General features: G+C 61.0%; 15 protein-coding genes. 6 read left to right on the forward strand and 9 right to left on the reverse strand.

What is annotated here, in order from left to right:
• Positions 1-23: 23 nt before the first annotated feature.
• The 3 genes from ribB to twy1 all read right to left on the reverse strand — a co-directional run bounded on the left by ribB (position 24) and on the right by twy1 (position 2,412).
• Complete coding sequence (gene ribB / locus V5A26_RS06245; RefSeq protein ID WP_332321070.1) at positions 24-704, reverse strand: 3,4-dihydroxy-2-butanone-4-phosphate synthase; 681 nt, start codon at positions 702-704, stop codon at positions 24-26.
• Positions 688-1,395, reverse strand: coding sequence for a DUF120 domain-containing protein (locus V5A26_RS06250; protein ID WP_332321071.1), 708 nt, complete (start codon positions 1,393-1,395; stop codon positions 688-690). Before V5A26_RS06250 ends, ribB begins: the two co-directional genes overlap by 17 nt.
• 87 nt (positions 1,396-1,482) lie before the next feature.
• Positions 1,483-2,412 carry a 4-demethylwyosine synthase TYW1 gene (gene twy1, locus V5A26_RS06255; RefSeq protein ID WP_332321072.1) on the reverse strand — a complete coding sequence of 310 codons (930 nt, stop codon included), beginning with the start codon at positions 2,410-2,412 and terminating at the stop codon, positions 1,483-1,485.
• Positions 2,413-2,511: 99 nt separating this feature from the next.
• On the opposite strand from twy1, the gene argS reads away from it, so the two are divergent.
• A complete protein-coding gene (gene argS / locus V5A26_RS06260; protein WP_332321073.1) occupies positions 2,512-4,266 on the forward strand; it encodes an arginine--tRNA ligase in 1,755 nt (584 codons plus the stop codon).
• A 7-nt stretch (positions 4,267-4,273) separates the two neighbouring features.
• Here the strand turns inward: argS and minD are convergent, their stop codons facing one another.
• Together minD and V5A26_RS06270 are read right to left on the reverse strand one after the other, a co-directional pair.
• Positions 4,274-5,305 (reverse strand): cell division ATPase MinD, encoded by a 1,032-nt coding sequence (minD, locus tag V5A26_RS06265; protein ID WP_332321074.1) that lies wholly within the window; start codon positions 5,303-5,305, stop codon positions 4,274-4,276.
• A gap of 47 nt (positions 5,306-5,352) precedes the next feature.
• Positions 5,353-6,519: a DHH family phosphoesterase gene (locus V5A26_RS06270; RefSeq protein ID WP_442908769.1), complete on the reverse strand. Its 1,167-nt coding sequence runs from the start codon at positions 6,517-6,519 to the stop codon at positions 5,353-5,355.
• 124 nt (positions 6,520-6,643) lie between these two features.
• Between V5A26_RS06270 and prf1 the strand changes: the two genes are divergently transcribed.
• The 4 genes from prf1 to V5A26_RS06290 all read left to right on the forward strand — a co-directional run bounded on the left by prf1 (position 6,644) and on the right by V5A26_RS06290 (position 11,400).
• Positions 6,644-7,903: a peptide chain release factor aRF-1 gene (gene prf1 / locus V5A26_RS06275; protein ID WP_332322273.1), complete on the forward strand. Its 1,260-nt coding sequence runs from the start codon at positions 6,644-6,646 to the stop codon at positions 7,901-7,903.
• 219 nt (positions 7,904-8,122) lie between these two features.
• Positions 8,123-8,968: a universal stress protein gene (locus V5A26_RS06280; RefSeq protein ID WP_332321077.1), complete on the forward strand. Its 846-nt coding sequence runs from the start codon at positions 8,123-8,125 to the stop codon at positions 8,966-8,968.
• A 225-nt stretch (positions 8,969-9,193) separates the two neighbouring features.
• Positions 9,194-10,153: an ABC transporter ATP-binding protein gene (locus V5A26_RS06285; RefSeq protein ID WP_332321078.1), complete on the forward strand. Its 960-nt coding sequence runs from the start codon at positions 9,194-9,196 to the stop codon at positions 10,151-10,153.
• Positions 10,150-11,400 (forward strand): ABC transporter permease, encoded by a 1,251-nt coding sequence (locus tag V5A26_RS06290; RefSeq protein WP_332321079.1) that lies wholly within the window; start codon positions 10,150-10,152, stop codon positions 11,398-11,400. The genes V5A26_RS06285 and V5A26_RS06290 overlap by 4 nt, the downstream gene beginning before the upstream one ends.
• Positions 11,401-11,438: 38 nt before the next feature.
• On the opposite strand, the gene V5A26_RS06295 is transcribed toward V5A26_RS06290, so the two are convergent.
• Positions 11,439-12,407, reverse strand: a complete 969-nt coding sequence (locus V5A26_RS06295) for a radical SAM protein (protein WP_332322274.1) — start codon at positions 12,405-12,407, stop codon at positions 11,439-11,441.
• 152 nt (positions 12,408-12,559) lie between these two features.
• On the opposite strand from V5A26_RS06295, the gene V5A26_RS06300 reads away from it, so the two are divergent.
• Positions 12,560-12,940: a hypothetical protein gene (locus tag V5A26_RS06300; protein ID WP_332321081.1), complete on the forward strand. Its 381-nt coding sequence runs from the start codon at positions 12,560-12,562 to the stop codon at positions 12,938-12,940.
• Positions 12,941-13,008: 68 nt separating this feature from the next.
• Here the strand turns inward: V5A26_RS06300 and V5A26_RS06305 are convergent, their stop codons facing one another.
• From V5A26_RS06305 to V5A26_RS06315, 3 genes are read right to left on the reverse strand one after another with little or no spacing between them, the layout of a single operon-like run.
• The gene (locus V5A26_RS06305) at positions 13,009-13,401 is read right to left on the reverse strand and encodes a DUF6276 family protein (protein ID WP_332321082.1); all 393 of its coding nucleotides are present in this window, start codon (positions 13,399-13,401) and stop codon (positions 13,009-13,011) included.
• Positions 13,402-13,452: 51 nt separating this feature from the next.
• Complete coding sequence (locus V5A26_RS06310) at positions 13,453-14,136, reverse strand: V-type ATP synthase subunit D (RefSeq protein ID WP_332321083.1); 684 nt, start codon at positions 14,134-14,136, stop codon at positions 13,453-13,455.
• A gap of 23 nt (positions 14,137-14,159) precedes the next feature.
• Positions 14,160-15,215, reverse strand: coding sequence for a methionine synthase (locus V5A26_RS06315; RefSeq protein ID WP_332321084.1), 1,056 nt, complete (start codon positions 15,213-15,215; stop codon positions 14,160-14,162).
• Positions 15,216-15,234 lie beyond the last annotated feature (19 nt).

The following is a 15,234-nucleotide window of genomic DNA, read 5'->3' on the forward strand; positions in this document are numbered from 1 at the left end:
CCCGCTATTGACAGACCGTCCCGCTATCCGTCGGTAAACGCCTCGATCAAATCCTCGCCGTCCACGTATGGAATCTCATTGGTATCGGCGTAGGTTCTGGCCTTGTCAATCGTGAGGGCCTCGCCGGTCGAATCGTCGAGCATCTCACAGACGACCGCAGCCGGGGGGCGTTGGGCTTCGTGGGCCAGCGCGACTCCCATCTCGGTGTGGCCCCGCCGATCCGAAAGCCCGTATCGCGAGGCTCGCAAGAGGTGGACGTGTCCCGGGGCACGGAACTCCCGGGGGAAATCGACCGATTCGGGATCGGCCGCGGCTTCGCCAAGCCGGCTGATCGTCATCGCCCGGTCCTGATCCGTGATGCCCGTGTAGGTATCCCGGTGGTTGACCGTAATGGAAAACGAGGAGCGCTCGTCGTAACCCAGGTGATCACTTTCCGCGACGGGGTGGTCGATTTCGTCGGCCAGGAACGGCAAATCGAAGACATCTGCGACCTCCGGGCCCAGTGCGACACACACCAGTCCGCCAGCATCGTTGCGCAACCGTGAGAGGGCTGGTGCATCGACGTCTGCTGCTGGATACACCATATCGACTTCGCCCTCGCGGTCATCGAAGTCGTGGATCAGCACCGGCTTCCCGGCCGCGAAGGCTTCGACAGCCCGTTGGACTGACGTTTGCTGAGCGGGTACCTCACGCTGATTCGACATGGACACTCACCTCGTCACCGTCAAGCAGGCCCAGTTCGTCGCGGATGCGCTCCGGGCCGATGATCTCGAGTTCGTCCGTTTCGTGGTGGGTTCGGTCGGGCACAATCACATGGGCCCCGTCAAAGATGGGGCCCTCGACGGCCTCGACAGTAGCTGGATAGCAGGTCGCAGCCCCGTAGGTCCGCTCCTCGTCTTCCCATTTCGTGATGTCAATTCCTTCTAAGGAGGCCAAAATCGAGCGTTCGCGTTTGCTCTTGGCCGTCAGCGACACGTTGAGCGTCCCCGGATACGGATCGTAGCCCAGTCGTTCTTCGAACTGGATTTTGTACCCCGGAAGTGTGACATAGTGACGACCCTCACCCATCCCTGTCGTGATTTCGCCGTGGAGTTCGAGCGTGCCTTTCGCCTCGAAAATCGCCCGATAATCCTCGTATTCGGCTTTCAAAAGCCCGATTCCCGTCTCGGTGACCTCGATGAACTGGCCGTCTCCGGCTTGCTCCCGGTTGATACAGTCCGCATCCTCCAGAGCCTGCAGCCGACGGGAGGCAGTCTGGGTCGAGACCTCCAGGTCCGCCGCGAGGTCACTTCCCGAGACTTTGATCTCCCCGCGATGGCCCCCTTCCAGTGCCAGGAGTTTGAGGACGGCCAACTCGTCAAAGCCGACGGCGAGACTGCCGGCATCGACTACCATGCATCGGACTTGGTCGTTTCACGGGATAAGGTTACCGAATTTGAGACGGGTTCCAAATATGTTATAGCCTGCCGACTGCAGGCGGTCTTACTGGTCTCCGCCAGCTAGTTCGGGGACCATGGTGTCCGAATCTCTGGCCAGCATGGCGACGTTGGAGGGGTTGGCCTCCCGGAGCACGTTGAAATCGGGGAGGTGCTCCTGGACCGAACGGGCAAACTCAACGACTTCTTCGTGGTCCGGCATGGCATCACGGTCGAGGCGGTCGCGGGAGGACCCCACGTGCATGTAGCCCTTGATCTCAATGAAATCCGGGTCGGCCTCCCTGTACAGGTTCGCGTAGCCCGTCGGGTCTGCCATGTTTTCGCCCGCGACGAGTGTGGTCCGAATCGTGGTTCGACTCTCATGGTCCTGTAGTACAGCCAGTGACTCCATGAGGTCCTCCCAGGCGGTCGCTTCGCGGGGCCGAACCACCGATTCGTAGGTCTCGCGGTCGGGAGCGTCCAGACTCACGTACAGCTGTGTGGGTGCGGCCGCCTGGAGCACGTCCGGGCGCGTCCCGTTGCTCACCAGAAATGTGGTGAACTCCTGGTCGTGATAGGCCTCGATCAGTTCGGGGAGGTGGGGATACAGCGTCGGTTCGCCGTCCAGGCTGATGGCGACGTGTTTGGGCTCATTTGCCTCGTCGAATCGGTCCGTGGGAACATCGTCGTTCCCGCCAAACCCGGCCAACAGTTCCCGCTGAAGTTCGATCGAGGCCGTCACAACCGACTCAGGGTCCTGCCAGTCGGCGTCACCGAGTTCGTAGGTATGACCCGCATGATCCCGCCAGCAAAACACACACCGCTCGTTGCAACGAACGACCGGTGTCATCTGGAGGCAGCGGTGGGACTGGATACCGTAAAATTTGTGTTTGTAACAGGTCCCCTCGCCCCGAAGTGCGTTTTTCGTCCACCCGCAGGTCTGGACGGCCGTGTTTCCGATGGTGTGATAGTTCGGCCCCGAGACCTGCTGGGTCATCGGCGTGGTTTGGCAGTGAACAGGCAAAAGAATGGTGCTCCCGGCGACTAGGAGGGCGCATGCAGAACCCCTATAGGCGGTGCCCGATACCCATCGCGTATGTTGTTGGACTTTCGCGAGGAGGTCGAGTCCGCCCTCGCCACGGCGCTTGACAGCCTCGATTTCCCCGGCGAGGATCTCGGGGTCGAGACCCCGCCCGAAGAAATGCCCGCAGTCCTCGCTTCGAGCGTGGCGTTTCGGTTGGCCGGCCCCGCAGAAGCGCCACCCCCAGAAGTCGCTGCGAACATCGCCGCCGAAATCGAGACGGAATCGCTCACCTCCGTCGGTGCCGTCAAAACAAAAGGGCCCTACGTGAATTTCCACCCGTCGGCGACGTACTACGCTGAGACGCTCGATGCGGCACAGTCGGATGACTACGGCCAATTGCCCGAGAAAAACGAATCAGTCGTCGTGGAGCATACGAGTGCGAACCCTACCGGACCGGTCCACGTCGGACGAGCCCGAAACCCGGTGCTCGGGGACGCCATTTCCCGAATCATGGCGGCCGCTGGCTACGACGTCGACACGCATTACTACGTGAACGACGCCGGGCGCCAGATCGCCGTCTTCACGTGGGCCTACGAGACTTTCGAGGAAGACGAACTGCCTGAACCGGAGCGTTCCAGCCCCGAGTACGAGATGGTCCGATACTACCGCAAGGGAACGTCCTTCCTGGAAGACGGACCCGAAGACGCGGTCGAGGATGCCGAATCCGAGATTCAGGCCATCATGCAGGGCCTCGAATCCGGCGATGAGGACACCTACGAACGGGTGGGCGACGTCGTTGACACCGTCCTCGCCGGCATGCAGCGGTGTCTCCAGCGGCTCCCGGCGACATTCGACGAGTTCGTCAAGGAGACCCGCTTCATGCGGGACGGCAACACCGAAGCCGTCGCCCACCGGTTGGAAGAAAGCGGTCTGGCCTACGAGGACGAAGGAGCCTGGCATCTCGACCTCTCCGATCGGGGTTTCGAGAAGGACCTGGTCTTCATGCGGTCTGATGGTACCAGCCTCTACACGACCCGCGATCTGGCCCACCACGAATGGAAGTTCGTCCACTACGACCGGGCCGTGACCGTCCTCGGCGAGGACCACAAACTCCAGGCGAGACAACTACAGGCCGCACTCGACATTTTGGGGAACGATCCGGAGCGACTCACCGACGTGATTTATTCGTATGTAAACCTCCCGACCGGGAAGATGAGCACCAGGGCCGGGACCGGCATCGACCTCGATGACCTGCTCGACGAGGCCGTGAACCGGGCCCGAGAGGCCGTGGAGTCACGGATGGGCGATCGGATCAGAGACGATGACCTGACCGAGAGTGACGTCGAGCGGATCGCCGAACAGGTCGGCATCGGGGCGGTGCGTTACGACATCGTCTCGAAACAGCCTAGCAAGCCGATCACGTTCAAGTGGGACGACGCGCTCGACTTCGAGGGGCAAAGTGCTCCCTACGTGCAGTACGCTCACGCCCGTACCTGTGGGATCATCGACGAAGCACAAGACGAGGTTACCCCATCGCTCGATCAGGGGCTGCTCGACACCGACGCCGAGCGGGATCTGCTCGAGGCGATCGCGGCGTATCCGGCCCGCATCGAGGACAGCGCGGCTGACCTCGAACCCCATGGGATCGCGACCTACGCCAGGGACCTGGCCGACGCCGTCAACGTCTTCTACCGGGAATGCCCGGTCTTGGGCTCGGACGTCGATCCGAACCGGTCCGCGGCGCGGCTGGCTCTGGTCGTGGCAGCGCGGAACACCCTGGCCAACGCCCTGTCAGTGCTCGGAATCGCCGCCCCCGAGTCGATGTGACCGCGGCTCAGCCGAACAACCCGCCGAGGAGGCGGGACAAAAAGGACCCGTCAGACTCCGATTCATCCTCTGTAGACTTATCTGGCCCGGGACTGACTTCCATCCCGGTGTCTTGTTCACCAGCTGCATCCCGTCCTTCTTCCATGGTTTCGAGTCGTTCTGCGATCCCTTCCTGGGGCCGGTCAGCGTCCGATTCGACCGCCGGTTCGCCGGCCGTGTCTCCCTTCTTCCCACCAGCTGGCTCAGGCTGCTCCGCTGTCGCCGATCCCGAAGTGGCGGATTCGTCCGACGCTCCTGACTCGTCGTCCGCTGCCCAGTCCCGTGGCAGCGGTTCGTCGATGAGGCTGTACGCGATTTCCCGGTAGGACTGAGCCGCTGGACTTTCCCTATCAATGGCGACGAGCGGTGTTCCCTGGTCCGCACTCATCTGGACGGCACCATCCTCGGGAACCGATCCGAGAACTGGAAGCTCGATCCGGTCGGCGACTGCCTCTGGGGTTGCCCGACCGGCACCACCGATTCGGGTCACAATTAACCCTTCCAGGGTCGTATCCAGACGCTCGACAAGATCCGTAGTTTTGATCGCATTGGTTATCGACGCCTCCGAGGGTGTAGTCACGACGATGACATCGTCGGCCAGGCCCAGGGGGACGGTCATGTCGTGGCTCAACCCGCCTCCCCCATCCAGAAGGACGACGTCGTAGCGGTCCCGGAGGCTGGGTAGAACTGACCCTAATTCTGCCGGATCGGCCCGACCAAAGGCCTCGATATCCTGGCTGCCGACGACGGCATCGAAGCCGCCCGGGGCCTCAGTAATTGCCGCCTCGATCTCCCGCTCGCCCGCGAGCACGTCGTGAAGCGACACCTCGACGGAGTCGAGATCGAGGAAATCGGCGAGGTTAGCCATCCCGAGATCGACGTCGACCACGATGACGTCCCGGCCCGCCTCAGCGAAGGCCGCTCCGAGGTTGACTGCGGTGGTCGTTTTCCCGACGCCGCCCTTGCCACTCGCAACGCCATATACGTGCCCTTCCGTCATTATCATACTATCCGCGCGTTCAACGCATAAAAGGTGGGCCTCGCAGCTCAGGATTCACCAGCCATCGCCGCAAAAAGTCGCTCGGTGAACGCCTCGATGGAAACCCCATCAGAAGGGCCGAGTCCTGCCATGTGGTCGAGCGAAAGTTGCCCCCCGCCCATGCGTGCGTGCCCCCCGGCACCCGACATTGGGATGTCCTCAACGACCTGTTTCAGCACGGTTCCCATATGAACCCGATCGTCGCGGGACCGACCCGAGACGTGCAACGTGCCCTCTTTCTTGCCGAGAACTACGACCGCCGTAATACCCTCCAGGTGGAGCAGTTCGTCGGCGGCCTGCGGAATGGCGTCCACGTTCGAGAGTTCGCCGACATGACTCACGACGAAGGGGCCCTGCGATTGTCGGTTTTCGATCGCCCGGGCTTTCACGTCAAGCACCTCGGCGTCGATTTCGGGATGGGCGATCCGGTCCAGCAGGTCCTCGTCGATGCCGGGGTACAGGAACGAACTCGCCTCGAACTCGGCCCCAGTACACCCCCGCGAGAGGTGGTTCGTATCCGAGAGAATCCCGTAGAGCAATCCCGTCGCCACGGCTTCGGGAAGCTGTTTCTCGGATGTGGACTCCCCTGTCTCCACGGTGAAACCGACCGACCTGAGGTACTCAGTTATGATTGTCGCGCAGGCACCATACTCCGGACGGGTGTCAGTGAAGGAGCTCCCGTGTCCTGATGCGGGGTGGTGATCGACGACGGCGACCGGGTCCAGATCGCTGGCACCATCAAAGCCTCTGGCTTCGTTGTGATCAACGAGCACGACATCTCCAGAGAGGTCCGCCGCCCTCCCGATCGATGTGAGGTCCAGTTCGAGGACAGTTCGAAACGCCCGATTCTCCTGGTGACGGATTTCTCCCGGGAAGTGGATCGAAGCCTCAGTCTCAACATCCTCTGCGAGAAGCGCGACGCCCATCGCGGTCGCCATGGCGTCCGGATCCGGGTTCGGATGGAGCAGTACTGCGAGTTCATCACGGGAAGCGAGGACACGCCGGAACCGGTCACCGGTCGTGCGGCGATACCGTCGCACTGCGAGCCACGCCACGACGAGCAGTATGAGGCCCGCGAGCACGATGAGTCCCAGGGTAACAGGGTCCCAGTCCTGCACCTCGATGACAGCAGCGAGATCACGACCCATCTCCAAAGGGACGGCCAGCCAACTCATTCCACTAGCGGTGAGTTGCCCGGCCTAAAGAAGGTTCACACTGACCGTCATCAATCGGCCCCCGACAGTCAGGGATTCCGGCAGTTTAACTGTCTTCGTCGTCGAATTACCCATAACTAACCATATGAGCTCTAACTCCCAGAAGGGGTCCTCAGAGCACTCTGATCGCCGGAAATACGAGTTCCGAAAGGTCATCGAGGATCTCAAGGAACATACCGGCAGCGGCACTCAGCTCGTCAGCATCTATGTGCCCCCGGACCAGATGATCTCGGACGTGGTCGCACACGTCACCCAGGAGTACAGCGAAGCCTCGAACATCAAGTCCAAGCAGACCCGAACGAACGTCCAGGACGCTCTTTCTTCGATCAAGGCCCGCCTGAAGTATTACGATACGAACCCACCGGAACGCGGGATGGTGCTTTTCTCCGGGGCTATCGACAAAGGCGGCGGCCAGACGGACATGATCACGGAGGTCCTCGAAAACCCGCCGGATCCGATCGAGTCCTTTCGCTATCACTGTGACTCGGCGTTTCTCACCGAACCGCTGGAGATGATGCTCGCGGACAAGGGCCTGTACGGCCTCATCGTCCTCGACCGCCGGGAGGCAAACGTCGGCTGGCTCAAGGGCAAACGGGTCGAACCAGTCAAGTCAGCCTCCTCGTTGGTACCGGGCAAACAGCGCAAAGGGGGTCAGTCCGCCCAACGGTTCGCCCGCCTGCGCCTGGAAGCGATCGACAACTTCTACCAGGAGATCGCTGAAATGGCCGACGACCTCTTCGTTCCGAAACGCCACGAAATCGACGGCATCCTCGTCGGCGGGCCATCGCCGACCAAAGACGAGTTCCTCGACGGTGATTACCTCCATCACGAACTCCAAGACAAAGTCCTGGGGAAATTCGACGTGGCCTACACCGACGAATCCGGCCTGTATGACCTGGTTGATAAGGGTCAGCAGGCCCTGGCTGATGCCGAACTCACCGCGGACAAACAGGACATGGAGGAGTTCTTCAAGGAACTCCACGGCGGCGAGCGGGCGACCTATGGCTTCGGCCCGACCCGTGAGAACCTCATTATGGGATCCGTGGAAACGCTCCTCTTGTCCGAAGACCTCCGACGAGACGTCGTTACCTACGAGTGCCCGGAGGAGCACACCGATCGCGAACTGATCGACCCCCGACACGAGACGCCTGAACACACCTGTGAAGAGTGCGGCGAACCCCCCGAAACCGTGGAACGGGATGACGCCATCGAACACCTGATGTCCATCGCTGAACAGCGGGGAACGGAGACCCACTTTATTTCGACCGACTTCGAAAAGGGGGACCAGTTGCTTACCGCATTCGGCGGGATCGCCGGCATTCTGCGCTATCAAACCGGCGTTTGAGCCGGTCGATGCGAGTGGTTTTGATGGAGAAATGGCTGGAAGCCGCGGCCTTGTTTCGGCCGCGAAGAACCACTGTCAGGATCCACTAGTGGGGTCTCGGATAATTTCGTTGATGTATCCGGAACCGGGCTGCCCGGTTCGCTTGGGACTGGGTTCGGGGAAATCCCATATAGGTATGTTTACATAATACAAAAATGTCAGGAGCACATACATTGAGGTATGAGCACAGTACTCGTTCCGACGGATGGCAGTCCCGCAGCGGAACAGGCAATCGGGCACGCCGTAACCATCGCTGGCCAGATGGATGGCACAGTCCACGGGCTCTACGCGGTCCATCTGACGCCCAACGCTGACTATGACCTTGGCATCGAATCCCCGACAGTGCAGGAGGCAGAAGAACAACGGGGGAAAGCAGCGATAGACACAATTGAACGGCACTGTGAGGCGGCAGGAGTCGATTTCGAAGGGCACCTCCGGGACGGCGCTCCGGCCGAGATGATCACGACGGTGGCGGGGGAAATCGATCCCGATGTGATCGCGATCGGAACACACGGTGGGAGTAAACTCACCCGACCCCTTCTCGGAAGCACGACCGTCGAGGTGCTCCGGCAGGGGGCCCATCCAGTTCTGGCAGTTCCTGACGAGTCGACGGTCCCGACCGGCGGGTACGAGACGTTGCTAGTGGCAACGGATGGCAGTCAAGGCTCAAGAGAAGCAGAAAATACGGCATTCGAATGGGCCGAGACCTTCGATGCCTCGATAGAGGGACTCTACGTGGTCGAATCGGGCTTGTCCGACACGGCGGCGATCGAAGAGGCCCTCGAAGCCGATGGCGAACGGGCAGTCGAAGATTTACAAGCGCGGGCCCAGGAAGCTGGCCTTGCTACCGCCACAGCCGTGGAAACCGGCGTCCCACACACGGTAATCAACGAGCACGCGAACGAGCGGGACGCTGACCTGATCGTGCTTGGCGCTCGCGGTCGTGGGACGCTCGAACGAACGGTCCTGGGCAGTGTCACAGAGCGGACCGTGCGGACCGCGGACCGAGCGGTACTTGTGGTCTAACTCGGCCACAAGGGCGAGCGAGGCCGACTTTGGCTGCATTTCTGGTGGTTCACGGCCCCTGGTGTCCGAACGGGGGAACCCGGATCCACAGCGCCACCACCCCTCGCAGTCGGAGCGAGAAAATCCGTCTTGAGAAAATAGATGGTCAGATCCGTCCCCAACCGCTTCACGTGCACCAATTCGAGCCAACTTATTTACCCGTGTGTCAATAATTATGAATATTACATGGCCGGATCCGGTGTCGCGGCGGTCATTCGAACCGATGCGCTCCGCAAGGAGTACGGATCGACCGTCGCCGTGGACGACGTCTCCCTCGAGATCCACGATGGGGAGATTTTCGGGCTGCTCGGGCCCAATGGGGCCGGAAAAACGACCTTCGTCGAGATCCTCCAGGGACTCAGACGCCCGACGGCTGGTTCGGCGACCGTCCTCGATATCCCGATCCAGGACGGGCTCGAAACGATCAAAGATCGGATCGGGGTTGTTCCCCAGTCGTTTCATACCTTCGAGCGGCTGACTGTCAGAGAAAACGTCGCTCTCGTCCGAGACCTCCACTCAGACCCCCTTGCAGTCGAGGACGTTCTCGCCGAGTTGGCGCTCGATGAGTACGCTGATGAACGGTTCCACTCCCTTTCAGGTGGCTATCAACGGCGCACCGGAATCGCGATGGCCCTCGTAAGCGACCCCGAGGTCCTCTTTCTCGATGAGCCGACGACTGGCCTCGATCCCTCGGCGCGACGAACGACGTGGGAGCAAATCGAGGGACTTCCGGCTCAGGGGACGACTGTCGTATTGACCACCCATTACATGGACGAAGTGGAATATCTCGCCGATCGGGTCGGGCTGCTCGTGGACGGCCACATCGAGGCTGTCGATACCGTCCCGGCACTCATCGACCGCTACGCAGGGACGGTGAAAATCGTCGTCCACCTCCCAGCGGATACCGCCCAGTCCGACCACGAATCCGTCGAATCGACACTGGAATCGACCGCACGAACCGTCCACGAACGGGAACACGGTGAATTGGTGGGTGTTTTCGAGGACCGCCAAGCGGCCCAGGACACCTACAGTTCGCTCCACGACCTGGGCATGGGTCATGCCATCGACCTGGTGAGCGCGGACATGGAAGACGTGTTTCTGGAACTCGCAGGAAAATCGCTAACGCCGGGCGGTGAGCGGACATGAAACGCCTCGTGCAATTGACCCGCACCTTGCTCACGGACTGGTTCCGAAACCGCGAAGCCGTGTTTTTTGCGCTCCTCTTCCCCCTGATTTTGCTGCTGATTTTCAGCACCGTCTTCGCCGGGGGCCCCACAGACTTCGAAATCGGCGTCCAGAACAACGACCTCGAAGCCGACGGGACACCGACGGAACTGTCGGTCGAACTGATCGAGGCACTCCAGACCGTCGATCCACTGACCGTCGACCGAATCGAGAGAACTGAGGACCTATCGACGGCACAGAACATCGAAGAACGAACAGGGCAGACCCGTGTCCTCGTCATTCCAGAGGGATTCGACGAACGGGTTAGAGAGGAAAGCGCCCGGGTGCGGAAAGTCGTGATCCAGGATACGATATCGCGCGCCGAGGCGGACCTGTCCACTGCACAGCAGGACTCGATTCAGGAGGGACTTGATGAACTGTCGAGTGCTGGATCCGGCAAAACATCACCGGGAGCAGTCCACGTAACCCTTTTGACGGTCCCTGACGACGAGGCCAGCGGGGCGGTCGGAAGTATCATCGACAGTGTCATCGCGACGTTCAACAATCGGGCGATCGGTATCGAAGAGCCGACCGTGGCCCTGGGTGCGGAGGAACGGGGCCAGGCAGATCTGGGTGCAGCCGATTACTTCCTGCCGGCGTTCATCGTGGCGATGATCCTTATCAACGGCGTCATGACCGTTCCGTCTGCGGTCGCTAATCACAAGCGCGATGGAACGCTCAAGCGCCTGGCCGCCACGCCCCTGCGAAAACACGAATGGATCCTGGCGAACGTGATCCAACAGTCGATTCTGGCTGTCGGGATCGCACTCGTCTTGATCGGGGTGGCCTGGGTCGGTTTCGGGGTGACGGCGGTTCCGGGCCCGCTCGCGATCGGGCTCATTCTGCTCGGGGCCATCGCGTTTACCGCCCTGGGCATGATCGTTGGCGGCTTTATCGATGACCCTGGCTCGGCGATCAGTTTGGGCGGGGCCATCGCGTTGCCGTTGATGTTCATCTCGGGAATCTTCTGGGAACTGGACCTCATGCCCCGGACCCTCCAGACCGTCGCCGAATTCAGCCCCGTCACTCACTTCCACCGGAGTCTCCGGGAGTTGATGATCCTCGACTCGTCCGAGGGTGTCTGGGTGACCGCAGGGATGCTCACAGTCCTGGCAATCGTGTTCCTCGCTGGCGCCACGATGGTAACGAACTGGCAGGAGTTCGACTGAGAGCGGTCCCCAGCGCAGTTGCTGTCCAGCAGATTGGATCACCCCAGAAACGTGGAGACAGATTCCCCCGCCATGGCCGCATCGTACTCGACCCGCTCCAGCCCCACCGACCGGGCGTGAGAGAGGACCGCTTGATACTCCGCGGGGGTGACTCGTTGATCGATGTCCGAATAGCGCTCGTCAGTTGGGACCTTGTAGTGCGGACGATACTGGGACAACAGGTTGAGGTATGTCTGCTCGCTGATCTCGTTCGCGAGAAAAGAAAGCACCTGCTTCGCGTTCTCGACGTGTTTGGGCAGCAGGAGGTGCCGGACCAGAAGGCCACTCGTGGCGAGTCCGTTGTCATCAACCTCGAGGTCCCCGACCTGGCGGTGCATCTCCCGAAGTGACTCCCTCACATTCGACCAGTAGTTCGGGGCCTTCGAATAGCGCCGAGCCGCCGCCTCCTCGCTCCATTTCACATCTGGCATGTAGATATCGACGATTCCATCAAGGCGTTTGATGATTTCCGCCCGCTCGTAGCCCCCACAGTTCCAGACAATCGGGATCTCCAGCCCCCGATCCCGGGCCCGTGAAATCGCCTCGACTAAATGGGGCGAATGGTGGGTCGGCGAGACAAAATTCACGTTGTGACACCCCTGGGCCTGGAGTTCAAGGGCCATCTCCGCGATCTCGGTGGCCGTCACAGGTTCGCCCCGGCCCTGCTGACTGATCTCGAAATTCTGGCAGAAGACACACTGCATGTTGCAGTTGGCGAGAAAGATCGTTCCACTCCCGTTGTGCCCCCGCAAAACGTCTTCCTCTCCTCGATGGGCGAAATGCGAGGAAATTCTGGGTGTCGTATCGATCCCGCAGACACCCGTCTCGCCCGCCGTCCGGTCGACGCCGCATTCGTGGGCACAGAGATCACAGGACCCGTACCGGTCCCGCAAATCCTCGATGCGAGCGGTGAAGGCCTCCTCGGACACGTCCTGATATGCAGGGGTCGTTTCCGGGGCTGGGGGCATGTATCAGGATAGGGCCTGAGCATCAAATAGCATATCGCCGCTGGAAGCTGGACTGCCAGGCGGCCCCGGAAAAGATTTTGCCGGATAAGCGCCTGCGAACCGGGGCTAAGCTCACATGGCTGTTTATCACCCTTAGGCCAGTATATGCGATCGTGAGTGAATCGCCCGGGACCGCGCCGCTCAATGAATATTGGGAGTGGTTCGCCGTAGCCCTGTTCGTCCTGATCACGGTGGACATGATTACCACTGTGTTTGCCTCCTGGTATGTTGGTCCCGCGGCGGAGGCGAACCCGTTAATGCGCTGGGCGCTCCAGCAGGGCCTTTTGACCGTCACAGTAGTGAACCTCGGGGCGGCAGTCATCGCAGTCGGCGGATTCGCCCTCCTCATACAGTTGGTCAAGGGCACCAACCCGCCCTGGGACCGCTACATAGCTTTCGGCGTCGAAACCTGGCTCGGGTTGCTTATCGCCAGCGGCTTGTTCATCTTCGCCAACAATCTCTTTCTCATCTTCCATGGTCGGTCCTTGCTCTGAGTCGATTGACAAGGCGGAGGCGTCTGCGGAAAAAGCCAGATACCACGCCTCGGTAAGTCGACAGACCGTTAGTCCAGTATTTGTTCGAGTTGGGGCCGTCGCCGTTCGATATCGAAGTGAGGCTGAATGCGACCGCTCGCCGCGGCTCGATCCACGAGGAGGAGCACGTCGACACCATGCTCCTCAGCAAGACCAGCCAGTGCCTCGATCTCCGATCGATTCAGGGCCAGTGAGCCCAGCCGCGAAAGAAAAGCGGCCGCGATCGCTCCGGCCTCGCCGGTCGGGAACTCGCCGAGAATCTTCGAGAAGTCGGGGTCAGTTGCAGGCGATTCGGCACCTGGCGTGAGTGTGAGACAGTCTCGACAGATCTCGGCGGCCGCCGGCTCTTCAGGCAGGTGGGGGCGGACCGCTTCCGGGACGGTAAACGCGAGCATAAGTCCATCACAGTTCGGACAGGACATATCTGAAAGACGACTGGCCTGGGGAAAACAGCGTCGGGTTCGAAACTCGACTTAGGACTCCTGTGCGGCTTCGGCCGCGGCTGCCTCCCGTTCGGCGGCCTCCTTCTCAGCGGCTTCCTTGTTCGCTTTGATCTTCTTCATCCGGAATATCTCTTCTCGCTCTTGCTCCTCGAGTTTCGACTCGATGTAGTCCTGGGACTCGTAGAGGTCGGGCAACAGCGTGAACTCCAGGGCGTTCACCCGGCGCTTTGTCGTTTCGATCTCGGTGAGCATCTTCTTCATCGCCGTTTCGACTTCCGCGGCGAGAACCAGTGTCTCCAGCAGTTCTTCGAACGCTTCCGCCGTCTCGTCGATGCGGGCCCCCGTCCCAAGCAGCCCATACCCCCGCTCGTCCAGATCTTTGCGGACCTTCGTGGATTCGATCTGTGGCACCACGACGCCCATGATGTTTTTTGACTCCATTGTGATTTCCGGGTTCTCCTTGATCGCAGCGGCTGCCCCCCGCACCGCGACGTCCCCTTCCATGGCGCGGGTCATATTGATCTTCTGCTGGGCGTCCGTGTACTGGGACTCCATGTCCGAGCGGACATCCTGGGCCTGATCGAGGATATCCATGAACTCCATAATGAGGCCATCACGCTTCTGTTCGAGCGTGTCGTGGCCCCGCTCGGAGAGCTCGATGCGATCCTCGATCTGCATCAAGTTCTTCCGGGTGGGCGTAACGTCAGTAGCCATACAGACTCTCCTTGCGCAAGGGGTTAACCGTTTTCGGACCCGTCCTTGGCGACGTCCCCAATCGAGCCCGAATCAAGTGCGGATTCGACGTTGCCCGCAGCGTCGACCATGTTGGTGAGCTTTTCGATCGCCGGTTCCCGTTCCAGGGGTTTGAGACCGCAGTCAGGTGAGATGGTCAGCTGTTCTGGCGGAATGTGTTTCAGCCCCTCGCGAATGCGGGATTCGATCGTCTCAACGGATTCGGCGTCCCGCGACTGCGTGTCGACGACGCCGAAACCAATGTCCATCTCGAACTCCCGGCCCGCAAAGACCGCAGCCGGGTCGTCTGCGTCGGGGCTCGCGAATTCGAGATCAAGTTCGTCGACCGGGAACTCCACCATGTCGTCGGCCAGGTCCGCGTAATTGCCCGAACAGACGTGGGTGCCAAATCTGACGTCCTCGGGGACTGCTTCGGCCACTCGCGAGAGACACTCGTGGGCCAACTCGCCGTGTGGTGACATGCCCAACCCCGGTTCGTCGAGTTGGATCCATTCCGCGCCAGCCTCGACCAGTTTTGGGACTTCTTCAGCGATGAGGTCGGCAAAGTCGAGGGCCAACTTCTCGATGGAGTCATACGCCTCCGTGCTGGCGAAGGTGGCCAGCGTGAACGGGCCAGTGATCGTCACCTTTACCGGTCGCGTGGCGACCGTGTCCACGAACTCGAAGTCCGAGACGAGCCACGGCTCGGCAGTGGACACTTCCTCAGTGACGCGTGGCATGCTCGCGTTCCAATTACTTCCATCGTCATCCCCGCCAGGCGCGTCGTATCCAGTGACGACGTTCGTGAAGTAATCGACCATCCCTTCCCGCCGCATCTCGCCGTCGGTGACGACATCAAGACCCGCCCGCTGCTGGTCGAGAACAGCAGCGCGGGTCGCATCGTTCTCGGCTTCGGTCCTGTCGGCCTGCTCGAGGTCGCCTGCCGCAACACCCTCGCGGACGTAATCGAGCCAGTCTGGCTGTGGATAGCTCCCGACGACGGTCGTCAAGAGGAACTGCTCGTGGTCGTGGTGTGGGGGCCGGAACTGCTCGCGGGTCATCTGATGATGGGTACGCGAG

It is taken from the genome of Halodesulfurarchaeum sp., from assembly GCF_036626455.1.
GTDB lineage: Archaea > Halobacteriota > Halobacteria > Halobacteriales > Halobacteriaceae > Halodesulfurarchaeum.